General features: G+C 70.4%; 21 protein-coding genes. 3 read left to right on the top strand and 18 right to left on the bottom strand.

Annotation, left to right across the window (positions count from 1 at the left end; genetic code table 11):
* Nucleotides 1–36 precede the first annotated feature (36 nt).
* The 4 genes from OHA58_RS08285 to OHA58_RS08300 all read right to left on the bottom strand — a co-directional run bounded on the left by OHA58_RS08285 (nt 37) and on the right by OHA58_RS08300 (nt 4,849).
* On the bottom strand, nt 37–693 hold the full coding sequence (locus OHA58_RS08285) for a response regulator (protein WP_405477865.1): 657 nt from the start codon (nt 691–693) through the stop codon (nt 37–39).
* A 152-nt stretch (nt 694–845) separates the two neighbouring features.
* Nucleotides 846–2,000 carry a sensor histidine kinase gene (locus OHA58_RS08290; protein WP_405477867.1) on the bottom strand — a complete coding sequence of 385 codons (1,155 nt, stop codon included), beginning with the start codon at nt 1,998–2,000 and terminating at the stop codon, nt 846–848.
* The gene (locus OHA58_RS08295) at nt 1,997–2,521 is read right to left on the bottom strand and encodes a DUF1453 domain-containing protein (protein ID WP_405477869.1); all 525 of its coding nucleotides are present in this window, start codon (nt 2,519–2,521) and stop codon (nt 1,997–1,999) included. Before OHA58_RS08295 ends, OHA58_RS08290 begins: the two co-directional genes overlap by 4 nt.
* A gap of 192 nt (nt 2,522–2,713) precedes the next feature.
* On the bottom strand, nt 2,714–4,849 hold the full coding sequence (locus tag OHA58_RS08300; protein WP_405477871.1) for a type IIA DNA topoisomerase subunit B: 2,136 nt from the start codon (nt 4,847–4,849) through the stop codon (nt 2,714–2,716).
* 441 nt (nt 4,850–5,290) lie between these two features.
* On the opposite strand from OHA58_RS08300, the gene OHA58_RS08305 reads away from it, so the two are divergent.
* On the top strand, nt 5,291–5,521 hold the full coding sequence (locus tag OHA58_RS08305; RefSeq protein ID WP_018535956.1) for a hypothetical protein: 231 nt from the start codon (nt 5,291–5,293) through the stop codon (nt 5,519–5,521).
* A 124-nt stretch (nt 5,522–5,645) separates the two neighbouring features.
* Here the strand turns inward: OHA58_RS08305 and OHA58_RS08310 are convergent, their stop codons facing one another.
* The 9 genes from OHA58_RS08310 to OHA58_RS08350 form a co-directional block, all read right to left on the bottom strand.
* Nucleotides 5,646–6,476, bottom strand: a complete 831-nt coding sequence (locus OHA58_RS08310; protein ID WP_405477873.1) for a S1 family peptidase — start codon at nt 6,474–6,476, stop codon at nt 5,646–5,648.
* A gap of 155 nt (nt 6,477–6,631) precedes the next feature.
* A complete protein-coding gene (locus tag OHA58_RS08315) occupies nt 6,632–8,170 on the bottom strand; it encodes an RNA polymerase sigma factor (protein ID WP_266674911.1) in 1,539 nt (512 codons plus the stop codon).
* Between the two features lie 453 nt (nt 8,171–8,623).
* Nucleotides 8,624–9,511, bottom strand: a complete 888-nt coding sequence (locus OHA58_RS08320; RefSeq protein WP_405477876.1) for a FadR/GntR family transcriptional regulator — start codon at nt 9,509–9,511, stop codon at nt 8,624–8,626.
* 162 nt (nt 9,512–9,673) lie between these two features.
* Nucleotides 9,674–11,623, bottom strand: a complete 1,950-nt coding sequence (locus tag OHA58_RS08325) for an ATP-binding cassette domain-containing protein (protein ID WP_405477878.1) — start codon at nt 11,621–11,623, stop codon at nt 9,674–9,676.
* A 190-nt stretch (nt 11,624–11,813) separates the two neighbouring features.
* Nucleotides 11,814–12,575 carry an NUDIX domain-containing protein gene (locus tag OHA58_RS08330; RefSeq protein WP_116508987.1) on the bottom strand — a complete coding sequence of 254 codons (762 nt, stop codon included), beginning with the start codon at nt 12,573–12,575 and terminating at the stop codon, nt 11,814–11,816.
* Nucleotides 12,576–12,694: 119 nt separating this feature from the next.
* Nucleotides 12,695–14,605, bottom strand: coding sequence for a glycogen debranching N-terminal domain-containing protein (locus OHA58_RS08335; protein WP_405477880.1), 1,911 nt, complete (start codon nt 14,603–14,605; stop codon nt 12,695–12,697).
* A 461-nt stretch (nt 14,606–15,066) separates the two neighbouring features.
* The gene (locus OHA58_RS08340) at nt 15,067–15,216 is read right to left on the bottom strand and encodes a hypothetical protein (protein WP_405477882.1); all 150 of its coding nucleotides are present in this window, start codon (nt 15,214–15,216) and stop codon (nt 15,067–15,069) included.
* Nucleotides 15,217–15,468: 252 nt separating this feature from the next.
* Nucleotides 15,469–16,929 carry a DUF4192 domain-containing protein gene (locus tag OHA58_RS08345; RefSeq protein WP_405477884.1) on the bottom strand — a complete coding sequence of 487 codons (1,461 nt, stop codon included), beginning with the start codon at nt 16,927–16,929 and terminating at the stop codon, nt 15,469–15,471.
* Between the two features lie 394 nt (nt 16,930–17,323).
* Nucleotides 17,324–19,483, bottom strand: coding sequence for a RecQ family ATP-dependent DNA helicase (locus tag OHA58_RS08350; RefSeq protein ID WP_405477886.1), 2,160 nt, complete (start codon nt 19,481–19,483; stop codon nt 17,324–17,326).
* A 407-nt stretch (nt 19,484–19,890) separates the two neighbouring features.
* Here OHA58_RS08350 and OHA58_RS08355 point away from each other — a divergent pair, with 407 nt between their 5' ends.
* Nucleotides 19,891–20,532 (top strand): hypothetical protein, encoded by a 642-nt coding sequence (locus OHA58_RS08355; protein WP_405477888.1) that lies wholly within the window; start codon nt 19,891–19,893, stop codon nt 20,530–20,532.
* Between the two features lie 120 nt (nt 20,533–20,652).
* Here OHA58_RS08355 and OHA58_RS08360 read toward each other — a convergent pair whose 3' ends face one another.
* The 3 genes from OHA58_RS08360 to OHA58_RS08370 all read right to left on the bottom strand — a co-directional run bounded on the left by OHA58_RS08360 (nt 20,653) and on the right by OHA58_RS08370 (nt 22,888).
* Nucleotides 20,653–21,318, bottom strand: a complete 666-nt coding sequence (locus tag OHA58_RS08360) for a hypothetical protein (RefSeq protein WP_405477890.1) — start codon at nt 21,316–21,318, stop codon at nt 20,653–20,655.
* 67 nt (nt 21,319–21,385) lie between these two features.
* A complete protein-coding gene (locus OHA58_RS08365; protein WP_405477892.1) occupies nt 21,386–22,087 on the bottom strand; it encodes a ribonuclease HII in 702 nt (233 codons plus the stop codon).
* 177 nt (nt 22,088–22,264) lie between these two features.
* Nucleotides 22,265–22,888 (bottom strand): TetR/AcrR family transcriptional regulator, encoded by a 624-nt coding sequence (locus OHA58_RS08370; RefSeq protein ID WP_405477894.1) that lies wholly within the window; start codon nt 22,886–22,888, stop codon nt 22,265–22,267.
* A gap of 137 nt (nt 22,889–23,025) precedes the next feature.
* Here OHA58_RS08370 and OHA58_RS08375 point away from each other — a divergent pair, with 137 nt between their 5' ends.
* Entirely contained in the window at nt 23,026–24,600 is a 1,575-nt protein-coding gene (locus OHA58_RS08375) for an MFS transporter (RefSeq protein ID WP_405477896.1), read from the top strand.
* 104 nt (nt 24,601–24,704) lie between these two features.
* Here OHA58_RS08375 and OHA58_RS08380 read toward each other — a convergent pair whose 3' ends face one another.
* Both OHA58_RS08380 and OHA58_RS08385 read right to left on the bottom strand, forming a co-directional pair.
* Nucleotides 24,705–25,613, bottom strand: coding sequence for an ADP-ribosylglycohydrolase family protein (locus OHA58_RS08380; protein WP_405477898.1), 909 nt, complete (start codon nt 25,611–25,613; stop codon nt 24,705–24,707).
* 12 nt (nt 25,614–25,625) lie between these two features.
* On the bottom strand, nt 25,626–26,285 hold the full coding sequence (locus tag OHA58_RS08385; protein WP_405477900.1) for a histidine phosphatase family protein: 660 nt from the start codon (nt 26,283–26,285) through the stop codon (nt 25,626–25,628).
* Nucleotides 26,286–26,358: the final 73 nt, after the last annotated feature.

Consider the following 26,358-nt stretch of genomic DNA (forward strand, 5'->3'; position numbering starts at 1 on the left):
AGATCCCGGACTCTTCTCACATCCCCCTTCACCCCATTAGGTGATGGCCGACCCCGGTGGCTGAACAAGGCCGTGCCGATAGGCATACAGCACCGCTTGCGCCCGGTCCTTGAGGCCGGTCTTGGCGAAGAGATTGTTGATGTGCGTCTTCACCGTCGCGGTGGAGACATGCAGGGCGCGGGCGATCTCCTGATTGGTGAGACCCTCGGCGATGAGCCCCAGAACTTCGGCCTCTCGCGCGGTGATCCCATCGGGCGGATCCACGGGCGCGGGGGCCGGTGCGGGCTCCGAAAGACGTTCCAGGAGACGGCGCTGGATCTTCGGGGAAAGGCCCGCGTCACCGGAGAGCACATCCTCGACGGCCCGCACGATCTCGTCGCCGCCCGCGTCCTTGGTGAGATAGCCGCGGGCTCCGGCCTTGAGCGCGGGGAACAGCGACTCGTCGTCCGCGTAGGTGGTCAGGATGACGACCTGGGTCCCGGGGTACTCCGAGCGGATACGCCGCGTCGCCTCCACCCCGTCACAGCGCGGCATGCGCAGGTCCATGAGGACGACGTCCGGGGCGAGTCGGGCGACCAGTGCGACGGCCTCGTCCCCGTCACCGGCCGCTCCGACGACCTCGATGCCCGGCAACAGCCCGAGCAGCATCACGATGCCCTCGCGCACGACCGTCTGGTCATCGGCGACCACCACTCTGGCGTCCCTGCGCGCCGCACCACCCCTCTGCGAACCAGCCGAGTCCGCGGCGCCTGTCTGCGAACCTGTCGGCGCGTCTGCCGCGCCTGTCTGCGAACCTGCCGCGTCCGCCGCGCGATCCGCCCCGTTCGCCCCCGGGTCCGTCCCGCTCATGCCGGTACCTTCAGCTTCACTGCGAAACCCTCCTCGCACGGCCCTGCCACGAGCGTGCCGCCGAGCAACTCCGCACGCTCCCTCATCCCCAACAGACCGTAGCCGGAGCCACTGACAGTGAGCTCTCCCGGCGGCGCGGCCGAGCCCGAATCCCTTACCTCGAGGGTCACTTCGGCGGCGCCGTACTCCAGTCTCACCTGGGCCTTCGCACCGGGTGCATGCTTGCGGACGTTCGTCAGGGCCTCCTGGGCGACCCTGCGTACGGTCTGTGACGCCTCTACGGACAGCGGGCGCCGCACACCCTCCACCGAGACCGTCGCACCGTCCGTGGCGACGAGCTCGCGCAGGAAGTCCTCCAGCGGGGTCATCTCACCGCGCAGCGCCGAGAGTGCCTGGCGCGTCTCGGTGAGCCCGTCACGTGCCATGCCCCGGGCGGCGACGACCCGTTCGTGGATCTGGTCGAGATCCGCGCCCCGCTCGATGAGCAGGCGGGCCGCTTCGAGGTGGACGAGCTGGGCGGAGAGGCTGTGCGCCAGCACGTCATGGATCTCCCGCGCGATCCGGGCCCGCTCGGCCAGTGCGGCGGATTCCGCCTCCGCGGCCCTCGCGGCCCGCTCCTGGCGGAGCAGCCGCTGGGCACTTCCTCTCGCCTCCGCGTCGAGGCGCAGGACGTATCCCGCAAGGCAGAGCCCGATGGTGGTGACCGCCGTGGTGAACCATGCGTCGTTGTTCAGGACCGCGAACCCGGTGAGCGCGCCGGCCGTGAGAGGAATGGCCGCGACCAGGGGCAGCCGCTCAAGGGCGGTGACGGCACAGCCGCACCAGAGGACGAGCGCCGGCCCTCTGAACCCGGCCTGCTCCGCCGCGAATGCCGCGCCCAGCAGGAGGGCGAGCAGTCCCACGGAGGGCCACAACAGGTGTTCCAGCGTGGTCCGGAAGAACCCCCAGGCCGCGGCGCCGCAGGCGATGAGCGCAACCGGCGCCAGGGCGACGGCCCAGCCGTGCACGCCACGCTCCGCCGCGGCGGTCCACACAAGAGCCGTGAGCGCGACCGCTCGCACGACGCGTGCCAGGACCCGCCGTGCCCGTGTGAGCCCTTCGCGGGAGAGCGCCTCCCGCGAGGGCCAGCTGGTCCAGGCTCCGGGCGTCACACACGGTCCTTCCACGACGGCACGGGCACGCCGTCACCGTACGCCCCGGCCCCCTGGGGTGCAGTCTGCAGGGACTGCGCACGCCAGATGAGGACTCCGGAGCGAACGAGCAGCGTGGCGGCCAGGGCGAGCATGAGGGCGGCGCTGCCCTGCTTGATGCCGAAGACCGCGCCGACGGCGTAGAGACCGGCCCGTATGGCCACACCCACGATCCAGACGGCGCCGCTGGCCTTGGTGCTCTTGCTCCACACCGTGCCGTCCTGCGCGGTCCACAGACGGGCGGTCCAGGCCCAGCCGGCGCCGATCGCGAGACCGACGAGCAGCTCGACGCCCATGAGCGAGGCCGAGAGTGCCTGGTGGTGGGGGTCGAGGAGGTCCGGCTTGCGCAGGGCCATGAAGACGAGCACGGCGGGCACGACCCACCAGCGCTTGTCCATGGTGATCTGCTGTGCCTTGAACTGACGGACGACCACCAGCACGACGACGGCGATGATCACCAGCACATTGGTGAGCCCGGACATGGCGGCCTCCGGCTTTCCGTGACTTCGAGGATTTCGAGAGTTTCGAGAACTTCGCCGGACGACGCCGAGCGGCGACGTCGAGCAACGTCTTCGAAGTTACGGAAAAGGCCAGTTCACGGGATCGGAGCTGGGGTGGATCGTGGGTGGATCAGCCGGCTCCACCCACGGGTGGAGCCGGCGTCCGGGTCGGCCCTAGGCGTCGATGCGCGAGCGGTCGAGCGTCGCGGCCGAGCTGCTGATGAACTCCTTGCGCGGCGCCACGTCCGTGCCCATGAGCAGATCGAAGACCTGCTCCGCGGCCTCCAGCTCGCCGATGTTGATCCGGCGCAGCGTGCGGTGGCGCGGGTCCATCGTGGTCTCGGCCAGCTGGTCGGCGTCCATCTCTCCGAGACCCTTGTAACGCTGGATCGAGTCCTTGTAGCGCACGCCCTTGCGCTGGTACTCGAGGAGCGTCTCGCGCAGCTCGCGGTCCGAGTACGTGTAGACGTACTTGTCCTGGCCCTTCTTCGGCTGGACGAGCTCGATGCGGTGCAGCGGCGGCACCGCGGCGAACACGCGGCCCGCCTCGATCATCGGCCGCATGTAGCGCTGGAAGAGGGTCAGGAGCAGGGTACGGATGTGTGCGCCGTCGACGTCGGCGTCGACGAGCAGGATGATCTTCCCGTAGCGCGCGGCGTCGATGTCGAAGGTCCGCCCCGACCCGGCTCCTATGACCTGGATGATCGCGCCGCACTCGGCGTTCTTCAGCATGTCCGACACGGACGACTTCTGAACGTTGAGGATCTTGCCGCGGATCGGCAGCAGCGCCTGGAACTCGGAGTTCCGGGCCAGCTTGGCAGTGCCGAGCGCGGAGTCCCCCTCGACGATGAAGAGCTCGCTGCGCTCCACGTCGTCGCTGCGGCAGTCGGCGAGCTTGGCCGGCAGCGACGACGACTCGAGGGCCGTCTTCCTGCGCTGCGCGTCCTTGTGCTGGCGGGCCGCGATCCGCGTACGGGCCGCGGCGACGGCCTTCTCCATGACGGCGCGGGCCTGGGCCTTCGCGTCGCGCTTGGTGGAAGTCAGGAACGCCTTGAGCTCCTTGGCCACGACGTTCGCGACGATCCTGTTGGCCGCCGAGGTGCCGAGCACCTCCTTGGTCTGGCCCTCGAACTGCGGCTCGGCGAGACGCACCGTGACGACGGCCGTCAGGCCTTCGAGGGCGTCGTCCTTGACGACGTCGTCCTCGGCGACGCGCAGCAGCTTCTGGGCGCGCAGTACCTCGTTCATCGTCTTGGTGAGCGAGCGCTCGAAGCCGCTCACGTGGGTGCCGCCCTTGGGGGTGGCGATGATGTTGACGAACGACCTCAGTGTCGTGTCGTAGCCGGTGCCCCAGCGCAGCGCGATGTCCACGCCGAGCTCGCGGGTGACCTCGGTCGGCGTCATCTGACCGTGGTCGTCGAGGACGGGGACGGTCTCCTTGAAGGTGCCCTGCCCGGAGAAGCGGATGACGTCGCAGACCGGCTTGTCGGCGGCGAGGTACTCGCAGAACTCGCTGATGCCGCCGTCGAAGCGGAAGGATTCCTCGCCCTTACTGCCGCCGTCACCGAGCCCGTACTCGTCGCGCACGACGATGGTCAGGCCGGGCACGAGGAACGCGGTCTGGCGGGCGCGCTGGTGCAGGTTCTCCAGGGACAGCTTGGCGTCCTTGAGGAAGATCTGGCGGTCGGCCCAGTAGCGCACGCGCGTGCCGGTGCGGTTCTTCGGGACCCGCTTGACCTTGCTGAGCCGCGCGGAGGAGTCGAAGGTCGCGTCGGGCCCCGGCTTGGCGAAGGCTCCGGGGACGCCGCGGCGGAAGCTGATGGCGTGCGTGTTCCCGCCGCGGTCGACCTCGACGTCGAGCCGCGCGGAGAGCGCGTTCACCACGGAGGCACCCACGCCGTGCAGGCCGCCGGAGGCCGCGTAGGACCCTCCGCCGAACTTGCCGCCGGCGTGCAGCTTGGTCATGACGACCTCGACCCCGGAGAGTCCGGTCTTGGGCTCGACGTCCACGGGGATACCGCGGCCGTTGTCCCGCACCTCTACGGAGGCGTCGTCGTGGAGGATGACCTCGATGAAGTCGCAATAGCCGCCGAGGGCCTCATCGACGGAGTTGTCGATGATTTCCCAGAGGCAGTGCATCAGGCCACGGCTGTCCGTCGACCCGATGTACATGCCAGGGCGCTTGCGTACGGCCTCGAGCCCCTCAAGGACGAGCAGGTGCCGCGCGGTGTAGTTGGAACTGTCCTTGTCCACGATGCCGCCTGCTCCGGTCAGCAGCGCTGTGGACGGCACGGACGTTTCGGCGGTCACGCAGTTCGCTCCTCGCTGAATTTCAGTTGGAACCCTTTTGGGTAAGGGGTCGGCTTCGGTCGCCGCTCAGAGGGTACCGAGGCCTGGTAGAGCCGTTGTAACGCAACCCTCGCCTCCGCCCAGACTAGTCCAGCATCGCATGCGTGTTCGATCCCTCGATGGGGTGAAGCACACATCACGTTCCCTTCGGCGCATGAACCATTTAGGCTCCGGGCACGTCCTCATGAACAAACCGACAAGCCAGTCGGCGAGGACCGACCCTGACGGAACGCGCGAACCCGTAAGACACGTAAGAGACGCAATACGGCACATTCGCCGCCAACCGGCAGCAGACAGCCCCTCGGAAAGATTTTTCGAGGAAAAGCCACGAGCGGGAACGTTTTCGGCCTGGTTGGATGTTGACCCTGGTACGACAGCTCGTCGAGCTAGAGAAGAGGCGACGTGACTACTGTTCTGACCCCCGCGAGCCCACTGACGGCCGCTGACCGCTGTGACCGTTGCGGCGCCCAGGCATATCTGCGCGTCGTGCTCATCAGCGGTGGTGAACTGCTCTTCTGCGCCCACCATGGCCGCAAGTTCGAGCCGGAACTCAAGAAGATCGCCGCTGAGATACAGGACGAGACGGAGCGCCTGACCGCCGCTCCGGCAAGCGCCGAAACCGAGGAACGCTGACGCCTCGCACAACGACGAGCCAGCTCCGGCCCAGGCCGGTGATCGGGCGGCCATCCCTGCACCACAGGGTGGCCGCCCGTCCTCGCATCAGCCTGACATATGCCCATGAGGCGCCCTGAGGGCGTCAGACAGGCTCCGGCATGACACGCATAGCCTCCGACACCCGCGTGTAGACGCCGGGGCTCCCAGGGCGCCCACAGCCGCTCCCCCAGGACACGAGCCCGATCAGGCGCCCGTGCGCCACGAGGGGGCCGCCACTGTCTCCCTGGCAGGCATCGCGCCTGCCCTGCGGCTTCCCCGCGCACAGCATCGTGCGAGCGAGGAACGTTCCCTCGGAGCTGCCCGGATAGGCCGCCTCGCACGCGGAGTCACCGAGCACCTGCACGTCCGCGGCCCGCAGCCTGTTCGCGTAGTCACCGGCCCCCGTGGTGTCGCCCCAGCCGTAGATCGCGGCGCCGGTCCCGGCCGCGTACGCAGAGTCCCCCGCCCCCGCCATCGGGATCACGTACCCCTCGGGCAGCGGCGCGTTCAGTGTGATGACCGCCACATCCCCGGAGTTGGTTTCGGGGTCGTAGTCGGGGTTGACCCAGGTGCGGCGTACCGGGATCTCAGCGCCCGACTGGGTCCGCAGGTCGCCACGCCCCGCGATGACCTTGAGGTCACCCACGGCGCGCAGCGCGGTGCCCAGGACCTCGGGGCTCAGGCAGTGGGCGGCGGTCATGACGGTCGACCGCCCGACCACGACACCCCCGCAGAACTGACCGGATCGGGTACCCCCGAACCGGTCACGACTGGAGAGCGCCACCATCCACGGACTGTCGGCCACCCGGACCGACCGGCCTCCGATGACGACACTGTCCGCCACCGAAGGGGCGGGGGAAGCCAGGGGCAGCAAGGCCGCCGCCGCCAGCAGGACAGGCGCCCGGAACGGCGTTCGGGCGAAGGGGCGACGCATTCGGTGTCCTCACTCTGGGTTGTATCGACACACCCAGCGTGAGCGAACTTCGTGCGTCATGCACACGAGCACGGCGAAGGGCCCGGCCCCCTGAGGGGAGCCGGGCCCTTCGATGACGTACCTACCGCCCGGATCCGGTCCGGGCGGTCGCGCTTCTAGTCCAGGTAGTCGCGCAGAACCTGCGAACGCGACGGGTGGCGCAGCTTCGACATCGTCTTGGACTCGATCTGACGGATCCGCTCGCGCGTGACGCCGTAGACCTTGCCGATCTCGTCGAGCGTCTTCGGCTGACCGTCGGTGAGACCGAAACGCATCGAGACGACGCCCGCCTCGCGCTCCGAAAGGGTGTCGAGGACGGAGTGCAGCTGCTCCTGAAGGAGCGTGAAGCTGACCGCGTCGGCCGGCACGACCGCCTCGGAGTCCTCGATGAGGTCACCGAACTCGCTGTCGCCGTCCTCACCCAGGGGGGTGTGGAGGGAGATCGGCTCGCGGCCGTACTTCTGGACCTCGATGACCTTCTCCGGAGTCATGTCGAGTTCCTTGGCCAGCTCCTCCGGGGTGGGCTCGCGGCCCAGGTCCTGGAGCATCTGGCGCTGCACGCGCGCGAGCTTGTTGATGACCTCGACCATGTGCACCGGGATACGGATGGTGCGGGCCTGGTCGGCCATGGCGCGGGTGATCGCCTGACGGATCCACCAGGTGGCGTACGTGGAGAACTTGTAGCCCTTGGTGTAGTCGAACTTCTCGACCGCGCGGATCAGACCGAGGTTGCCCTCCTGGATCAGGTCCAGGAAGAGCATGCCGCGGCCGGTATAGCGCTTGGCCAGGGAGACCACCAGACGGAGGTTGGCCTCCAGGAGGTGGTTCTTGGCGCGGCGGCCGTCCTCGGCGATGATCTCCAGCTCGCGCTTGAGCTTCGGCGCGAGCTTGTCGGCGTTGGCGAGCTTGTCCTCGGCGAACAGGCCGGCCTCGATGCGCTTGGCGAGCTCGACCTCCTGCTCGGCGTTGAGCAGCGGGACCTTACCGATCTGCTTCAGGTAGTCCTTGACGGGGTCGGCGGTGGCGCCGGCCGCGGCGACCTGCTGCGCGGGCGCGTCGTCCTCGTCCTCGTCGGACAGGACGAAGCCCTGCGCGCCCTCCTCGCCGGGCTCGCCTTCGGCCTTGGCCGTACCGGGGGTCTCCTCGGTGGCCTCGTCGTCGACCTCGTCGTCCTTCTTGCCGGACGTCTTCTTCGCCGCCGCCTTCTTGGCGACGGTCTTCTTCGCGGCGGCCTTCTTGGCCGTCGTCTTCTTGGCTGCGACCTTCTTGGGTTCGGCGTCCTCAGCCTCGGCCTCGACAGCCGGGGACTCGGGGGTGGCCGTGGCAGCGACCTTCTTCGCCGTGACCGTCTTGGCGGCGACGGTCTTGGTGGCGGTGCGCTTGACCGGGCTCTTAGCTGCGACGCTCTTGCGGGGGCGCTTCGGCTCCGCGGCACTGACCATCAGCGTCACACCCTCTTCCTCGAGGATCTGGTTGAGGCTGCGCAGAACGTTCTTCCACTGAGTGGCCGGAATCTGGTCGGCCTCGAAGGCACGGCGCACGTCGTCGCCGGCGATCTGGCCATCAGCCTTTCCCCGCTCAATGAGCGCCATGACAGAGACGGACTCGGCGATCTCCGGCGGGAGCGTACGGGATGTGCTGGCCGACACGAACAACCTCTCGGAACGTTGGAAAACGGCTTCCGGCCCCGTCCTGTGAGGACCGGAGCCGACGACCGCCGGCTTGGGGATGGGCCGACGGCGCGGGCGGGGCCGGGGAGATGCACAGCGCCGAACGCGGCTGCTGTATTCCCTCCTCGGCTGTCACCTCTTAGGTCATCGCGCTGTTCCGAGGAGCGTTACGCCCAATCTGCGTGGCCCGAGTCACACCCCGTAAGCGGTCAAAAACTAACGGATACGGTCAAACATGGCCACTCTTCTGGTACCCAGCTCGACCCGGCGGAACCCACGGTCCACACATGTGTCGCCGGATTGCGCCGGGTCCCGGGGGATCAGGCGCAATCCGGCGACACATGGGGAACAGATGGTGGGCGCATCCGGACCGCGCGGTGCATCGAGCGCCGAGGGCCTGCACCGAGGCGCCGGATCACCGGATCGCCGAGAAACGCGTCAGTGCTCGCGGGGCGCGGGGACCACACGTTCGACATCGGGGTGGACGGTGAGCAGCTGGCGCATGGCCGCCTCCGCGCCCGTGCCGTCGCCCGCGGCGAGGGCGTCGGCGATCCGGCCGTGGTGCGCGACCGCCACCTCGTTCGGGCGGTCGCAGCCCGTGACGGGTCCCCCGGAGACCTGGAGGGCGGCGGAGACGATGCCGGACAGGTGCTCGAGCATGCGGTTGCCCGCGAGCTGGATGAGCAGGGAGTGGAACTCGGCGTCGGCGCGGGCGAACGTGATCGGGTCGCCCTGCCCCAGGGCGTGCCCCATGATCTCGACCATGTCGGTGAGCCGCTGCTGGACGTCCTCACGGCCGTGTCCGGCCGCGAGCCGCGCGGCGAGGGGCTCGATCGTCCAGCGCAGCTCGTTCAGCTCGCGGCGCTGGTCGTCGCGCTGCGGACCGAAGGCGCGCCATTCGATGATGTCCGGGTCGAGCAGGTTCCAGTCACTGACGGGGCGGACGCGGGTGCCGACATTGGGGCGGGCGCTGACCAGGCCCTTCGCCTCGAGGACGCGGAGCGACTCGCGGACGACGGTGCGGGACACCTCGAATCGCTGGCCGATCTCCTCGGGCACGAGCGGGCGGTCCGCGCCGAGGTCCCCGGAAACGATCATCTGGCCCAGCTGCTGGACGAGTTGGCCGTGCAGGCCGCGTCCGCGACTGCCGGCGGCACGCCGCCCCATCCGGCCGAGATCCTGGTCCGCGACATCCCAAACAGGGGCGCCCACACGGTCGGCGCCATTTGCCTCCCCATAGGGGTAACGGTCGAGTTCGCCCGGGCCGGCCAGGCCGGAGTCGGTGGAGCGGGCGGCGGTCATCATGGTGTGCGCAAGGGTACTCACGGATCTGTTGTCGGCGTCGCCCCCAAGTCCCTTGAGGTCTTTGGTGAAAAGCACACGAAAGGGTGATCGCTTACCCCGTCGCAATTGACGCCTTATCGGACGGAAATGAGCGCTCGCCGGGGAGTTGCGCGCGAGGCCGGACCAGAAGGCGCCGGACGGTCGTCATCGAGCCCTGGGGCGCAGCACTGCGAGCAGATAAGCGCAGAGCAGAGCGGTCAACGACAACATCAGGGCACCGCCCACAGGTTGGGCGATCATCCGCAGTCCCGCGGCCAGAAAACGCTCCGCCCCGAACGGCCAGTGCACGAGCGCCAGATCACGAAGCCTCGACGGAAGTCCCGCCGCCGTTCGCACAGATGGTCCCTCCAAGGCCTTTTGCACTAGGGGCACCACGAGGATCGGAACGGCGAGTACGGCGGCCAGCCCGGCCGTCGTGGACCGGAAGACACCGGCGGCCAGCACCCCTGCCCAGGCGCAGCCCACGACGAGCGCGAGCCAACTCGCGCTCGTCGGAAGCCAGTCGGCGGGAACCTTGGCGAGCTCTTCTCCGTATACAAGGTGGAGCAGCACCGCGTCGGAGGCGACGACGAGGAAGGCCAGCGAGACGGCGATGGCCGCTGCGACAACGAGTTTCGCGCAAAGAAGCCCCAGGCGACGGGGGACGGTGCCACGGTCGGCGGCCAGCGCGGGGTGACGGAACTCGTCGCCGAACGCGAAGGCTCCGAGCAGTCCCGCACCGAGGGCCGCCGGCGGAAGTGGTAGTTCCTGGGGCCAGGCGGCCAGCAGGTGCGCCTGCGGGGTGTGACCGGTCCGCGCGAGCAGCACGGCGACGATCGCGGAGGCGACGAGGACGGCGGCCGCGGTGAGGTAACCGGTGGCGATACCGGTCGCCCGGCGGACCTCGTAACGCAGCGGACGGAGCGGGCTGGGTGCGGGGTGGATCGTGATGGGGGGCGGGAGGGAGGAGAGGGGGGCGGGGGGAGGGGCCGGGGAGGAGGCGCCGCCAAGGTCCGCGTCGGCGGAGAGCGGGACGAGGGTGCCCGTGGGGTGCGACGGGGGTTCCTGAGCGGAGGAAGCGTGTGCCTGCGCCGACGGTGCGACGGTTTCTTCCGACGGCTCCGTGGCCGGAAGAGACGTGTCCGCTACGGACGACGCATCCGCGGCTGTCGTCTGGGGCGCGGTCGGCTCCGCCTGCCGGACTTCTTCAGTGCGCGCCCGCGCCGGAACGCTCACCGCAGGCCCCGCATCCCCGACCTCGTCTGCGAGTTGGTGGACCAGGATGCTGTGGCGGAACGCTGTTTCGCCGACGTCCGCGCAGTTACTGCCGTATACGGAGAGCCGGTTGCCGTCCTCGTTCACGACCTCGACGGAACGCTGCGTCGCGCGCGCCTCCTTGGCCAGCAGGACACCGAGCCGCGCCGCATGTGGGCTGCGGACGGCGACGCGGGGGCGCAGCCTCGTACGGGAGAAGTCCGCGACGCCCTGGTCGGCGATGACGCGCCCCGCCTCCAGGGTGACCACGCGGTCAGCCGTCCGCGCCGCTTCCTTGGCATCGTCGGTGGTGAAGAGCACGGTGCCGCCGAGTGACGCGTGGGCCCGCAGAATGCCGTGCAGCCACTTGCCCTCGCGCGCCGAGAGGCCGTCCGCGGGCCCGTCGAGGACGAGCGTGTGCGGGTCCGCGAGCAGCGCGCAGGCGAGGCCGAGGCGCCGGTCCATGCCGCGCGAGAGCGTGCCGAGCCGCTGCTCACGCAGGCTGACGATGCCGACGACTTCGAGGACCTCGTCCGCACGCTGCACCGGCACGCCTGCGGCCGCGCACAACATACGCAGTTGTCCACGCACGCTGCGGGACGGATGACCCTGGACCTCGCCGAGCAACACCCCCACTTCTCGGGAGGGATGGGGGATGCGGTGCAGGGGGCGGCCTCTGAAATGCGTGATTCCACGGCCTTGCTGGAGTTCGAGCATCAGCCGGACCGCCGTCGTCTTGCCGGACGCGCGGGCGCCGAGCAGCGCCGTGACGCGACCCGTCGGTGCCTCGAAGGACACGTCGTCGACAGCGGGCGGGAGCTCCTGGCGGGGATTGCTGGTCAGTCCGAAAGCCTGGATCATCGCTTCTCTCGCAGGATGTGCGACCGCTCGGCGGCCGGGGCCCGTCCGCCGAGCGGGGACGGACGAACCCCGTGGGTACCACAGCAAGATAACGCGATATTTCCGACTTTTCGGGCAGGGTGGGGCCTCGGGTGTCCCCTGCGCGGCGCGGGCGGGTAGAGCCCGGAGGTCAGGCCCGGTCAGCTCCGGGTCATACCTCGGGGCGCAGCATCGGCGGGTTGAGCAGCGTCGCGCCCCCCGCCCGGAAGAGCTGGGCCGGCCTGCCGCCCTGGCGGGTGGTGGTCCCGCCGGTGGGCACGAGGAAGCCCGGGGTGCCCGTCACCTTGCGGTGGAAGTTGCGCGGATCGAGCGCGACGGCCCACACCGCCTCGTACACGCGCCGCAGCTCACCGACCGTGAACTCGGGCGGGCAGAAGGCCGTGGCAAGTGACGAGTACTCGATCTTCGAGCGGGCGCGCTCCACGCCGTCCGCGAGGATCTGCGCATGGTCGAAGGCCAGGGGCGCCGCCTGCTCACCCTCGCGCCCGTACCCGCTCTGGTTCAGCAGGTCCTCCACGGGCGCCCAACGCGCACTGTGCGCGTCGCCACCCGCACGCGGTGCCGGCAGATCCGGCGCCAGGGCCAGATGAGCGACGCTGACCACGCGCATACGAGGGTCACGCTTGGGGTCGCCGTAGGTGGCCAGCTGCTCCAGGTGCGCGCCGTTGACCTGGTCCGGGTCCGCGGGATCATGGGCGCAGAGCCCGGTCTCCTCGATCAGTTCGCGCGCCGCGGCCGACGACAGGTCCTCGTCGTCCCGGACGAAGCCGCCGGGGAGTGCCCAGCGCCCCTGGAACGGCGGCTCGCCTCGCCGCACCGCGAGCGCACAGAGCGCGTGACGGCGCACGGTCAGCACGACCAGGTCGACGGTGACTGCGAAGGGCGGGAAGGCCGACGGGTCGTAGGGCGACATGCCGCGATCATAGTCGTCTTCCTGACGATAAACACTCCCTTCGCGATCGTCGATCAAGGCCTTCTTCGAAGTCCCCGAGGTGGGACCCCGCCGATCTTCCGAACTCACGTCCGCGCCGGTCACACCCCCAACTGCAGCCCGTCGGCCGCTTCCTCGACCATGGCGAGACCGAGCCTGCTGACCCGCACCGAGAACGGGGCGCCCGCGACCCGCAGCCCGGCCAGTCCGATCTCCCCCAGCGGTGCGCTGCGCATCGGTCTCAACGTCACCGTCCCAGCAGGCGCGTCCGGCCGGATCCCGACGAGGGCGGTGAGGATCTGCACCCCTGACGCCGCGGCGGTGGCCGCGGGTCTGCAGGCGGCCGGATGCGGAAGCGGGGCGCCCCCTTCGGAACGCTGCTCCCCCGCGTACATCTCGGGCAGCCGGAACCCGAAGGCCTCGGCCGCGGACAGGACGCCCTGCAGCAGCGAGCTCGACTCCTTCTCGTAGCCCGCAGCGGCCAGGCCGCCCACTGCCAGCGCCGTCTCCTGCACCCGCACAGCTCCGCCACGGTGCCCGAACGGGTTGTACGACGCCTCCCGTACACCCAGACTGCGCAGACCCCATCCGGAGTCGAGCGCCGGACCGCCCAGGAGCCGCGCGAGCTGTTCCGTCTGCACCTTGTCGAGGAGGCCCGGCGCCATCAGACCGCCGCCGAGCAGCCCCGTGTCGAGGAGGTGGGCCGCGGCGCTGCCCAGGTGGGGCAGGAGGCGCCCGTCCGGCGTGCGGGCGGCGGCGGGCCGGCCGCCTCCACGGTCCTCGGCCCAGAAGTCCTCCCTGAACCGCGTCCGCAGCGTTTCAGCCCACTGGCGCAGTTCCACGGCGCCGGGTCGGCCATGGGCGTCGAGGAGATCCGCGCCGAGCAGGGCGGCCCGGTGGGCGTGCGCCTGAGTCTCGCAGCGCAACGGTCCTCCGGGGCCGGGGTCCGCCAGGTACGCCCCGTCGCCGACGGCGGTCCGCAGCCACTGCAGGCAGCGCTCCGCCGTGGGCAGCAGCTCTGCGACCTCCTGCTCGGGAAGGCCCCAGCGTCTCGCCTCCGCGAGGAGCGCCGGAAACAGGAGCGTCGCTTCGGTTCCGGTGCAGCCGGGCGGCAGATGCGGGCCTGCGTCTCTCAGCGGGCCGGGGATCATCCCCGACTCCCGTCCCGTCCCCGGGAGTTGGGTCCGAGCGAGGGCCCTGAGCGTGCCCGCGGCCAACCGCGTCCCCAGAGGGAGCGCCATCCGCGCGGCCGCCAACGCCTCGGCCGGAGCCAGACCGCAGCGCCAGGGCGCGCCGGCGGCGAGGTAGAGGTCTGAGGGGTGCGCCGGGTCGCGCAGCAGCAGCGCGTGCAGGTCCTCTGCGCAGGTTCTCAGCAGCGGGCCCACTCGTGCGTCGTCCCCAGCCGCTTCCGCCCCGGCGAGCGGGCGTACGGCGCCATGCCCGACCGGCCTGCTCGCCGCCCCGCCGTCGGCCCGTACCCGCAGTTCGACACTCCAGGTGCCACCCGGAGGCAGATCGAACTCCCAGCGCAGCAGCCCGGCGGAGGCGAGGGCGTCGCGGGGTGGCGGGTCGGCGGTGACGGCGGCGTGGCCTGCCGACGACGACCATCGCATGCCTGAGTCGTGGACGGTGGCGGACAGTTCACGCCCCGGCCGTCCGGCCGCCACCGCGCCCAGCTCGGCCAGATCCGTACCGAGGGCGACCTCGACCGGCAGTCGCAGCGGTCGGGTGGCCGAGCTGCGTAGCGTGATCCGCTCCGTGCCGTCGGCATGCCGGATCCGTTCGACCATGATGTCCGGGTCGGGGCCGCCGTCCACGACAGGTCTCAGCGTCGCCACGAACCGGGCCCGGTCGGCGGCGACCATGCGGGCCTGCACCGCGATCGGCTCGCGCCCCGCCACGCGGAGCAGGCAGCGCGACAACAACCGGCGCCCCGCGCGGTAGAACCCTTCCAGTCCGTCGCCCGTCAACTGCCCTTGCGGCGACGAGATCGCGAGCGAGGGCAGCGCCACGCAGATCAGCGTCGTGTGTGCCGGCGGCAGCTCCGTGGAGCGCCTGGGAGCGGGGGCGTTCGCGCGACCGGGGTGCGCATGTGGCGGCGGAGCGTTGCGAGTAGCGGGTGGAACCGGAGCCGGATCCTTGCGGCGGGCTGGGGAGATCGCTGGGGAGGCCGCCGACGCCGCTGCTTGAGCCGATGACGCTCCCGCGACGACCGTTGACAGCCCCGCCATGACGATTGACGGCCCCGCGACGACGGTTGCCGGCCCTGCGGTCTCGGATGACGCTCCCAGACCCAACGCCGCGGACACCACTCCAACGGGCGCGGTCGATACCCCGGCCGGTGGAGGAGGCGAGATCCCCACGGCGATTCCACGGGCCTGGCCCGCACCTCCGACGAGGCGGTCGACGAACGAGTCCTCCAAGGGGCTCTCGAACGAGTCTTCGGGCTCCGGCGCGCGTGCGGCTGAAGGCATCATCGCCGCCTCGCCCCCGGACAACCAGCGGTACCGGTCTCGCGGTGCGGGCCGTCGGCACCTGGTGGGGTGTCCTTCTCCAGGGCGAGCACCACGGGTACGGCGCAGGTCAATACGGCGGACACGGTCGACGACGCGGGGGGCGGCATGGGGTGGCTCCTTCCGTGCTGGGCGCGCGCGAGGCGCCGATGGCGCTGCGAAGGGTCGGCGGGGAGACGGCGGCGCGGCCCGGTCAGAGGCTGTGCCACAGAGGTGAACGGGCCTGCCCCACCCCAAGTCACGCCCGCGGCGCAGCAAGCCGAGCAGCCGACGCCCCATGCCCGTCCCCGACTCCCCCGCCCCGATCGGAGCCTGCTCGGCCACAGAGACGGGCTCACGGGACCTGCGCCACGAGTCGGTACTCATCCGTCCCGCCTCGTCCCCTGCCGACCCACGCGGCGACGCCCCTGCGGTCGCCGCGGCGCATGCGCCCCAGCCTGGGCAGGTCCCTTGCCCGCACCTGCACGTCGCGATCCGCGCCGGCGCAGAGCGGCCTCCAGGGCCCGCGTCACCCGATCCTCGGCCGGTTCCCGAGAGTCCTCGGCACTCGGCCGCCCAGGGGATCCTGCGCCCTTACGGCCAGCGGCGCCTTCGCCGTTGACACCGGCACCGGCACCGGCACCGGTTCCCGCACCTACCGCTGCTCCTGCCCCGGCTCCGTCAAAGGCCCTCTCCGAATTCGCCTCGCACGGCCTCCCGTTCCGCTCGTCCCGTGTCTTGCGCAGGCTGCGCCGCACCGGCTCCGGATCCAGGTCCGCGCTGCACGCCTCCATGAGGAGCCGGGCGAAGACGTACCGCGGATCTGCGGCCAGAGCCATGTCCAAGGCCTCGCCGGCCTCCACGCGGTCGCCCAGAGACCACGCGACCCAGCCGGCGAGCGTCAGCGGCGCCGCAGCGTGCTCGCCGTACGGGCCCACGCAGCGCCGGGCCAGAGCTCGCCAAAGGCGCAGAGCCAGCGGCGCCTCGTCGCCCTCCATCCACTCGGCCGCATGATCCCGGGTCAGCCGGTCCTGGAGGCCGAGGATCAACCTGGCCGCCTCGTCGTGCGCGAGCTGCTCGTCGTCCCTGAGATCGGTTTCCAGCGTGTCGTCACCGGTCGGCAGGTGCCCGAACCGGTTCCATACCCGCCGTGCGAGATCGAGCGTCTCGTCTGCGACCTCGGCACGCGGGACTCCGGCGAGAATCCTGGGGACGAGAGCCATGGCCGCGGCGTCCAGCGCGTGCTCCTGTTCTGGCACGGCTGCCGTCTGCCATGGCGCGAGCCGGGCCCTCATCTCCCTTAGCGGGCGCCGCACTTGGACGCCCGCATAAGTCATCGCGGCCGCCATGACGGACGTACCGGACGCGGCCAGCGGTGTGCCGTCGGGCGGGCAGCACTCGTCGACCGGGCAGCTGTACGACCAGAAGTGATCGTCGGAGATGCAGAGGGTCTCGACCACGGGCACGTCGAGGCGGCCGCACGCCAAACGCAGCATCTGTGCCAGCGGTTGGAGGCGTTCCATGATCTGCCGCCCGGTCTCGGTGGACTTCGGATCCCGGCAGAGGAACGCGACGATGCCGTCCGGCGTTCCGTCCTTGCGCTCGCATCCGCCGATCAGGCACTTGGCCATCTCGTCCGCGACGGATGGCCAGTCGCCGGGGCGCTCGGGGATTCCGAGTCGCACGCGACCGCCGAAGCGTCCGCGGTGCAGGGCGACGAGCACGATGCTGTCCTCGGGCTTGAACCCGAGCAAGTACGGGAGCGCTTCGGCCAGTTCGGACGGGTTGCGCAGGGTGATCTGTTCCGTGCCGGGTGCGCCGGCTGCTTCGCTGTGATTCGTCATGTGACGACCATGCCGCGAATCTCAAGATTCCGTTTTGACCTGTGGATAACCCGGATCAGGGACACGACAGAAGTTGTCCACAGGCCGGGAGGGCCACTCGCGCAATGCCGACCCATCAGGCCATGCTTGTCCCGGGCGAGTTGGCTGTTGTCGGCGGGAGGGGCCGGCGCCCGCCGGTGCGACGGGCGACCGGCAGGCTTCGAGGTCGAATGACCCAACGCCGCTTGCAGCAAGCGCTGCTGGACACGGCGCCTCGGTCCAGGGCGCCGAACGCTGACGTCAGGTCAGCGGCAGGGCATAGGCGGGAACTTCAGGTGCGAGGCACACGCCGAGGTCAGGCGAGGCCCCCCGCTCTTGTGGTCGGGTGAGGCTCAGCCCTGAGTAATCAAATGCCTCAGCCCGCCGCAGCCAGGACCAACGGCAGGACCTGCTCGCTCCCCGCCTTCCGGAGCAGCCTCGCAGCGACCGCGAGGGTCCAGCCGGAGTCCGTGTAGTCGTCCACGAGCAGGACGGGACCGGGAGCGCCGGCCAGGGCGGCGACCAGGTCCTCAGGAACGGTGAAGGTGCCTGACAGTGCCCTGAGGCGCTGGGCGGAATTGCTGCGGCGTACCGGGTGTCCGTCCCCCGGCCCCGTGTACGACAGCGTGCCCAGGAAGGGGAGGCGGCCGATGGTCGCGATTCCCTGGGCGAGCGAACCGACCAGTTGCGGCCGGGTCAGGGACGGCACGGCGACGACTCCCACCGGCCGGGCAGAGGCGTCCGGAACGGTCGGCGCCCAGCCCCCGGGCGAGCGCGCCCAGTCGGCGATGACCGCCACCGCGGCCTTCAGGACGTCGTCGGGGACGGGCCCGTCGGGCGCGTTCTCGGCCAGCAGCGGGCGGAGCCGGTTGCCCCAGCCGATGTCCGAGAGCCTCCCCAGGGCGCGCCCGGTGGAGCACTGTTCCTTGGCCGGGATGCGCCCCTTGAGGTCGATGCCCAGCGCGGGCATCCCCGTCGGCCACATGCGGCGCGGCTCGACCTCCACCCCCGGGCGGTCCAGCTCCCTGGCCGCCCCCGTCAGCACCTCCGCCGAAACCGAGGAATCGGCCCAGGCCCCCGCACAGTTGTCGCAGCGGCCACACGGAACCGCACCCTCGTCGTCCAACTGCTCACGCAGGAACTCCATCCGGCACTGGGACGTACTCGCGTAGTCGCGCATGGCCTGCTGCTCGGTCGACCGCTGCTTGGCCACCCACGCGTAGCGCTCGGAGTCGTACACCCAGTCGGCTCCCGTGGCCGTCCAGCCGCCCTTGACGCGCTTGACCGCGCCATCGACGTCCAGCACCTTCAACATCGACTCCAGGCGGCTGCGCCGAAGATCGACTGCCGCCTCCAGGGCGGGCACGGACAGTGGACGTCCCGCGCCCTCGAGAGCCGAGAGGGTCTGCCGTACCTGCGCCTCGGGCGGGAAGGCCGTATCGGCGAAGTAGCGCCAGATGGCCTCGTCCTCCTTGCCCGGCAGCAGCAGCACATCGGCGTGGGCCACACCACGGCCCGCACGCCCCACCTGCTGGTAGTAGGCGATCGGCGAGGACGGCGAGCCGAGATGGATCACGAATCCCAGGTCAGGCTTGTCGAAGCCCATCCCCAGCGCGGAGGTCGCGACCAGCGCCTTCACACGGTTCTCCTGAAGGTCGATCTCGGCCTGGAGCCGGTCGGCGTTCTCCGTCTTGCCCGTGTACGAGGCCACGTTGAAGCCGCGCTGGCGCAGGAAAGCTGTGGCCTCCTCGGCCGCGGCCACCGTCAGCGTGTAGATGATGCCGGAGCCCTGAAGCTCGTCCAGGTGCTCGGCGAGCCAGCCCAGACGGTGCGCAGCGTCCGGCAACCGGACGACGCCCAGGCGCAGGCTTTCCCGATCCAGGGGGCCGCGGAGCACCAGCGCTTCGCCGGCTCCCGTACCCAGCTGATCTGCGACGTCCGCCGTGACCCGCGCGTTCGCCGTCGCGGTGGTGGCCAGTACCGGCACACCGGCGGGAAGCTCGGCCAGCATGGCCCGCAGCCGCCGGTAGTCCGGCCGGAAATCATGGCCCCAGTCGGAGATGCAGTGCGCCTCGTCGACGACGAGCAGTCCAGTCGTGGCCGCTAGCTTGGGCAGGACCTGATCACGGAAATCCACGGAATTGAGGCGTTCCGGACTCACGAGGAGGACATCGGTCTCCCCGCGCTCGACCTCCTCGTAGATCGTGTCCCATTCCTCGGGGTTGGCCGAGTTGATGGTGCGCGCCTGGATGCCGGCCCGCGCCGCCGACTCGACCTGGTTACGCATGAGCGCGAGCAGCGGCGAGACGATCACCGTGGGACCGGAGCCACGCCGCCGCAGCAAGGCTGTGGCCACGAAGTACACCGCCGACTTGCCCCAGCCGGTGCGCTGCACGACAAGAGCACGGCGACGCTCCTCGACCAGAGCCGCCACCGCCTGCCACTGATCCTCCCGAAGGCGCGCCGAACCCCCTGGATCGCCGACCAGCTCAGCGAGGATGGCGTCGGCTTCGGCACGCAGCTCCTGGTTACTCATGCCCCCATGCAACCCCACACCACTGACAACGGCCCAATCCCCCGCCGTGATGATCACCGCCGGCCCTGTCCACCCGGCCGCCCGGAGGGTGTCCCACCAGGCGCCGAGCCCATCGTGATTCCATTCCCGGGGCGCCCGGATCATCGAGGTCGGGCGCTGTTACCGCTGGTCCTGGCCGTAAAGGCGTGATCCTGGCGTCGCAGGCGGCGGCATTGGGCAGGGATATAGCCGACGCTTCCCCAGATACCGGCCCCCGGCCCCAATTGCTCGTTGCCGCAAGCCAGTGCGAAGGGAAGAATTGGAATCGCTCCCGCGCGGCTCGATCGTGGTCCGGTAGGGCTGTGCCGCGGTGCGCTCCCGCAGTCCGACCCCGCCCGCAGTGTGGGCGCGTAGCCGAAGGGAGGACCGTGACCTTCGGATTCGCTCCGTCCTCGGCGGCATCATTGTCGACGTCATCGACGCGTGCCGACATGTCCGCCGACTCCGCCAACCAGCTCGCCAGGATGCTCGAACCCGCGGAATGGGCCGCGGCGGGGATCCCGCTGCTGCGCAATCCGCGCGAAGTCGTCAGCGGCCTGCACGCCCGGCACCGCCCCAAGCCCCAGACGGCCGTCGTGGCCGTTCTCGATACGGAGGAGCGGCTCAGGGCCAGCGCGTCGTTCACCCGGCGCGCGAGCGCGGCGGACGGCTGGGTATTCCGCAACGCGCTGCTCACGCACCTGCGCCGGGTCATCCCGCACGACCTCCGACGCCGCACACCGGTGCGAACGGCCGTGCTGCTCTACTGCCGTGAGGGCGACGCGCGTTGGACCGAGGAGGACGGTGCGTGGATGTGGGGGCTGCGTGATGCGTGCACACTTCATGGCTTGCGCTGCGGGGCGTACATCACCATGACGCGGGACGGCTGGCAGGTACTCGGCGAAGGGCGCGGCGGCAGGCGACCGGCCCTTGGATCGACCCCCGAAGCGTACGAGGGCGGCAGCGCGCCGCCACTGCCGCGCGCAGGAGGAGCCGCGTCGGAGGTACTGCGCCGCGCGGCTGCCCGTTGAGAGCTGCCGCGGAAACGAGCCCTGCCGACACGAGTCCCTGCCGACACGGGCAGCGGACACACGGCGCCGCCGGCCGCCCGCGGAACCGTCGAGCGGTCCGGGCAGCCGGCGCGCGGCGTGTCAGACTCCGGCGCCCAGCAGGGAGTTGATCCGCTGCGGGTCGCCGCACACGATCAGCAGGGCGCCCGCCCGGCCGAGGGCGAGAGGCAGAGCGGTGGCGGCCGCCTCGTCGGCACCGCCGTTCAGCGCGACGACGACCACAGGCCGCTTCGAAGCGCGCTCGGCGGCCCCGGCGTCGGCGTAGAAGACGTCGTCACCCGCGTCGTGCTGCGCCCAGTAGGCGGCGTCGCCGAAGGACAGCTCGTGCGTGGCCCACGGGTGCGGGTCACCGGTGGTGATCACCAGCACCTCGCCGGGCGCGCGGCCCGAGTCGAGGAGCAGGTCGACGGCTTCCTCCGCAGCATCCAGGGCGCCCTCGACCGAAGCCGGGATCAGCTGGATCTGCGGCTGCGCGGTCGCGTCCGCCGAGGCGGGCGCGGTCGGCACAGCGGCGGGGGCGGCCGGAGCCGAAGGCTCCGGCTTGGCGGCGGACACCGACTCGCGCGACGTGCGCTGCGCGGGCGGCATCGGCCGTGCGGGACCCGGGCGTCCGGGTCGCGGCGGCGCCGCGGGACGCGGGCCGGGTACGGGGCGGGGGGTCGGCGCGTTGCGGCCGCTGGGGGCCGAAGTGGCGCGGGGACCCTGGGCACTCTCGTGAATCTGAGACTCCTCGGGAAGGAGAGGCATGAGCTGATGTCTATCAAACGCCGGTGCGAGTGGCTCCGGCGGGTGGCACATGAGTGCGAACGAAAGATCAGAAGTCGAAGCCGAGCTGGCCTTCGATCTCCGGAACGTTTCTGTCCGCCCAGCTGCGGGCCTTCTTGAGATGCCGCCACTGGGGCAGCGCATCAAGATACGCCCACGTGAGCCGGTGGTACGGGGTGGGCCCCCGCTCCTCCAGCGCGGCTTTGTGGACCGGCGACGGATAACCGGCGTTGTCCGCAAAACCGAAGTCTCCATGTTCGATGCCCAGTTCGGCCATCATTTTGTCGCGCCGAACCTTGGCGATCACCGATGCCGCGGCGACGGCCACACAGGACCGGTCGCCCTTGATCACCGTACGGACCTGCCAGGGAGCGCCGAGGTAGTTGTGCTTGCCGTCGAGGATGACCGCGTCCGGACGGACCGGAAGGGCCTCGAGGGCGCGCACCGCGGCGAGCCGCAGAGCGGCCGTCATCCCCAGCTCGTCGATCTCCTCGTGGGAGGCGTGCCCGAGAGCATGTGCCGTCACCCAGCTCTCCAGCGTCTCGGCGAGCACCTCGCGCCGCTTCGGGCTGATCAGCTTGGAGTCGGTGAGACCTTGGGGCGGTCTGCGCAGCCCGGTGACGGCGGCGCAGACAGTGACCGGTCCCGCCCACGCACCGCGACCGACCTCGTCCACACCGGCGACGATCTTGGCTCCGGTGGTGGCGCGCAGTGAGCGCTCGACGCTGTGAGTGGGTGGTTCGTACGGCATGGCGCCAGATAGCCTACGCCGCCTCGACCCCTCAGCGACACCCGGTATGACCAGCCCGGTCTCCAAAGGTGAGACCGGCGGGTCAGGAAGCCGCGGTTCACGGCCGACCGGACGGAGGCACGGCCCCTGACGCCGGGCCCGAATCCACAGGCCGCAAGCCGCCGGCGCCGCCCCGCGTCACGCCCCCAGCGGCCGCAGCAGCGGAACCATCACCTGATCGATCATCTCCGTGAGATCACGCTCGCCCCATTCGCTTGCGCACACCTTTGACCGGTACATCATCATCGCCGGGATGACATCGCAGACGTATGCGTCCGTGGCGTCGGGGCGCACCTCCCCCCGCTCGATCCCACGGCGTACGACCTCCTTGATCAGATCGACGCTCGGCTGGACGACACCCTCGAAGATCACTTCATGGAAGCGCTGGGCCGTTGCCGAGTCGCATTCGTGAAGCACCGACCGCAGAGCGAAGCCGGGGCGCGAGTACATCGCCTCACGCATCAGGCGGCACAGCTCGATCAGGTCCTCCCGGACGCTGCCGCGGTCCGGCGCTCCGTCGAGCCTGGGCAGCGCCGCCTGGAGGGCGTCCGCGACGAGCTCCTCCTTGGAGGGCCAGCGGCGGTAGACGGCGGCCTTGCCCGTCTGCGCCCCGGCGGCGACGCCTTCCATCGTGAGGGCGTTCCAGCCGACCGTACTGAGCTGCTCCAGCGCGGCTTCCAGGATGGCCCGCTCCAGGACAGGGCCACGCCGGCGCAGGGTGGCCGTCCGAGCGGGGGCGGCCGTCCAGCGCGAAGTATCCATCGTCTTCTCTCCGTTGGGGATCCGGGCGTTCAAGGCAGCTTCTTCAGTGAACGGTTGCGTTCACTGATGGGGAGTCACTACCGTTTGGCTCAACAGTGAACGGTTACGTTCACTAACGCACTTGTGGGGGATCCATAGTGTCAACCTCTCAGTTAACTCAAGATCAGAAGCCGGACAAGGCAAGGAAGCCGGGAACAGCGCGGCGGGCGGGGCACCCTGGCATAGCCCTGGCGGTCATCGCAGCCTGCCAACTCATGGTGGTACTGGACGCGACGATTGTGAACATCGCGCTCCCGCACATTCAGGACGCGCTCAAGTTCTCCACGACAGACCTCACTTGGGTCGTCAGCGCGTACACGCTCACCTTCGGCGGCCTGCTGCTTCTCGGCGGCCGCGCGGGAGACATCCTCGGTCGCCGCCGGGTCTTCATGTCCGGCATCCTGCTCTTCACGCTGGCCTCCCTGCTCGGCGGACTCGCCCAGGAACCCTGGCAGTTGCTGGCGGCCCGGGCCCTGCAGGGCGTCGGTGGCGCGATCGCGTCGCCCACCTCGCTCGCCCTCATCACCACGACGTTCCCCGAAGGCCCTGAGCGGAACCGCGCGTTCGGCGTGTTCGCGGCCGTCTCCGCGGGCGGCGGCGCCGTCGGCCTCCTCGCCGGCGGCATGCTCACCGAATGGCTCGACTGGCGCTGGGTGCTGTTCGTGAACGTACCCATCGGCATCCTCATCGCCGTACTCGCGCCGATGTACATCAACGAGTCCGAACGGCACCCGGGACGCTTCGACATCGCGGGCGCGCTCACCTCCACGGCGGGCATGGCCTCGCTCGTGTACGGCTTCATCCGCGCGTCGGAGGAGGGCTGGCGGGACAGCGTCAGCGTGGGCTCGTTCGTCGCCGCGGTGGTGCTTCTGCTCGCCTTCGCGTTCATCGAGAGCCGGGCGAAGGAACCCATCACTCCGCTCAGGATGTTCGCCGACCGCAATCGCTCGGGCACGTACGTGATCATGCTGAGCCTGGCTGCGGCGATGTTCGGCATGTTCTTCTTCATCGTCCTGTTCGCACAGAACGTACTCGGCTACACACCGATCGAGGCGGGCCTCGCCTTCCTCCCCGTGACGGTCGCGATCATCGTCGGCGCCGGCCTGTCCCAGCGACTGCTTCCGGTACTCGGCCCCAAGCCGTTCATGATGACCGGCGCGACACTCGTCCTGCTCGGCCTCGGCTGGCAGACGTTCATCTCCCCCGACAGCTCGTACGTGGGTGGGGTGCTCGGCCCGATGCTGCTGTTCGGCGTCGGCATGGGGCTCAACTTCGTGACGCTCACCCTGACCGCCGTCTCCGGAGTCGCCCAGCACGAGGCCGGCGCGGCATCCGGGCTGCTCAACGCGACCCAGCAGGTGGGAGGTTCACTCGGCCTCTCCATCCTGACCACGGTCTTCGGCACAGCCAGCCGGAACGAGGCCAAGGACCAGATCCCGTCCTTCATGGCGCAGGCCACGCCCGAGCAGAAGGCGGAGTTCGCCAGGACCCATCAGCTCCCGGCTCCCTGGGGTCACCAGGTCCTGGCCGAGGGCATCTCGACCGCATTCATTCCGGCAGCGGCGATGGCACTGCTCGCCCTGGTCGTCGCCACTGTGGTGATCCGGGTGCGCAAGAGCGACCTGGAAGCGCTCGCTGGTACCGCGGGCGCGGCCGGGCCGGCGGGCGGCTGACGGGGGGCGCTGCCCACTACGTGAAGTGGATGCCGGGCCGTCCCCAGGTACCGAGGGCGGCCCGGCATCCACCACGCCGAGTGAGGCAGTGAGCGAGCCGCAGGTCAGACCGGCAGGCCCGGAGCCCATTCCGGCAGCGGCTCGGTCCGCTGCAACCACTGGTCCGCCGGAGCGCCACCCGGGCCGGAAGCGACCACTCCGCCCACGATCGCGCACGTCGTGTCCATGTCGCCGCCGACCTGCGCCGTGTCCCAGAACGCGCGCTCGAAGTCGCCGAGCCCGCGCGCCGCCGACCACAGGGCGAACGGCACGGTGTCGTGCGCCGTGGTGCGCCGGCCGCAGCCGAGGACCGCGGCCACCGTCCCCGCGTCGCCGTAGTCGAGCATGTCCCTGGCCCGCCGGAGCCCCGCGCCCACCGCACTGCGCGGCACGAGCGCGATCACGCCGTCGAGGAGCGCCTGCGGCGTCGGCGGTCCTGCCGGATCGGCCACGATCGCGGCGGCTGCGGCCACGGCCATGGCCCCGACCACGGCCTCCCGGTGCTGATGCGTCGGGTAGGCGGAGATCTCGGCCTGATGCGTGGCCTGCTCAGGATCGTCCGCGTACCAGGCACCGAGCGGCGCGATCCGCATCGCCGCGCCGTTGCCCCAGGAGCCCTGGCCCTTGAAGAGCGCGGAGGACAGGGCGCGCCAGTCGCCGCCCTCGCGGATCTGCCGGAGCAGCCGGTTCACCGCGGGGCCGTAGCCCCGGTCGAAGTCGTGGTGCTCCGCGAAGGACCGGGCGAGCACGTCCTGCTCGATCCGGTTCTCGGCGGCCAGGACCGCCACCACGGAGCACGCCATTTCGGTGTCGTCGGTCCACTGCCAGACGCCGTCGGGCAGCTCGCGGCGCTTGAGCAGCGGATAGTTGGCGGGCACGAAGAACTGGGAGCCCAGCGCATCCCCCACCGCCAGGCCGCGCAGGCTGGACAGGGCGCGGTCAAGCCGCACATGAGGAGAGGAATCAGCGGTCATCGCCCTGCCACTCTAACCGGTGACTCCGTACGGCTCGGGATCACGCCATCGTTCGAACGGCCGGTCCAAGGTGTATTTGCCGTCCTCCCCGAGAACGAGCGCCCGCGTCTCACCGTTCCCGGGATTCGACAGACATTCGAAGTCGGCGACGGTCCAGTGGAACCAGCGCATGCAGAACAGCCGCATGGTGAGCCCATGGGTGACGAGGAGGACGTTCGACGGGTGGTCGTGCGCCTCGAAGCTCCGGTACAGGCTCTCCAGAAAAGCACCCACACGGTCGTACACGTCGGCCCCGGACTCGCCTTGGGCGAAGCGGTAGAAGAAGTGGCCGTAGGCGTCGCGGTACGCCTTTTGAAGACGCACGTCGTCCCGGTCCTGCCAGTTTCCCCAGTCCTGCTCCCGCAGCCGAGGCTCCTCGCGCACCCGTACGAGTTCGGGGTCGAGCCGGAAGGCGCGGAACGTCTGGTGCGTGCGGCGGTAGGGCGACACGTACACGCTCACCCGCTCACGGCCGAAGAGCTCGCGCAGGTACGTCCCTGTCTCGTCCGCCTGCCGGTGCCCCGCCTCCGTGAGGGCCAGGGCGTGGTCGGGCTCGCGTTCGTAGACGGTGTCATCGGCGTTGCCCTCCGACTCGCCGTGCCGGACAAGGACAATGCGCCGCGGTCGTGCCATGCGGAAACCCTAGATCGGAAGGGCCCGGTTCGAGCACCCGTACGGGCTCCATCGGGCGTATGTCACACCGTGC

It is taken from the genome of Streptomyces sp. NBC_00009 (assembly GCF_045040855.1).
Classification (GTDB): Bacteria; Actinomycetota; Actinomycetes; order Streptomycetales; family Streptomycetaceae; genus Streptomyces; species Streptomyces aureus.

What these genes read in the sequence shown, in the direction of transcription:
- OHA58_RS08345 (WP_405477884.1), bottom strand. Translation starts at nt 16,929, where the DNA reads ATGACGAATCACAGCGAAGCAGCCGGCGCACCCGGCACGGAACAGATC.
- OHA58_RS08310 (WP_405477873.1), bottom strand. Translation starts at nt 6,476, where the DNA reads ATGCGTCGCCCCTTCGCCCGAACGCCGTTCCGGGCGCCTGTCCTGCTG.
- OHA58_RS08350 (WP_405477886.1), bottom strand. Translation starts at nt 19,483, where the DNA reads ATGAGTAACCAGGAGCTGCGTGCCGAAGCCGACGCCATCCTCGCTGAG.
- OHA58_RS08295 (WP_405477869.1), bottom strand. Translation starts at nt 2,521, where the DNA reads ATGTCCGGGCTCACCAATGTGCTGGTGATCATCGCCGTCGTCGTGCTG.
- OHA58_RS08370 (WP_405477894.1), bottom strand. Translation starts at nt 22,888, where the DNA reads ATGGATACTTCGCGCTGGACGGCCGCCCCCGCTCGGACGGCCACCCTG.
- OHA58_RS08380 (WP_405477898.1), bottom strand. Translation starts at nt 25,613, where the DNA reads ATGACCGCTGATTCCTCTCCTCATGTGCGGCTTGACCGCGCCCTGTCC.
- OHA58_RS08325 (WP_405477878.1), bottom strand. Translation starts at nt 11,623, where the DNA reads ATGATCCAGGCTTTCGGACTGACCAGCAATCCCCGCCAGGAGCTCCCG.
- OHA58_RS08330 (WP_116508987.1), bottom strand. Translation starts at nt 12,575, where the DNA reads ATGTCGCCCTACGACCCGTCGGCCTTCCCGCCCTTCGCAGTCACCGTC.
- OHA58_RS08360 (WP_405477890.1), bottom strand. Translation starts at nt 21,318, where the DNA reads ATGCCTCTCCTTCCCGAGGAGTCTCAGATTCACGAGAGTGCCCAGGGT.
- OHA58_RS08340 (WP_405477882.1), bottom strand. Translation starts at nt 15,216, where the DNA reads ATGCCGCCCCCCGCGTCGTCGACCGTGTCCGCCGTATTGACCTGCGCC.
- OHA58_RS08365 (WP_405477892.1), bottom strand. Translation starts at nt 22,087, where the DNA reads ATGCCGTACGAACCACCCACTCACAGCGTCGAGCGCTCACTGCGCGCC.
- OHA58_RS08385 (WP_405477900.1), bottom strand. Translation starts at nt 26,285, where the DNA reads ATGGCACGACCGCGGCGCATTGTCCTTGTCCGGCACGGCGAGTCGGAG.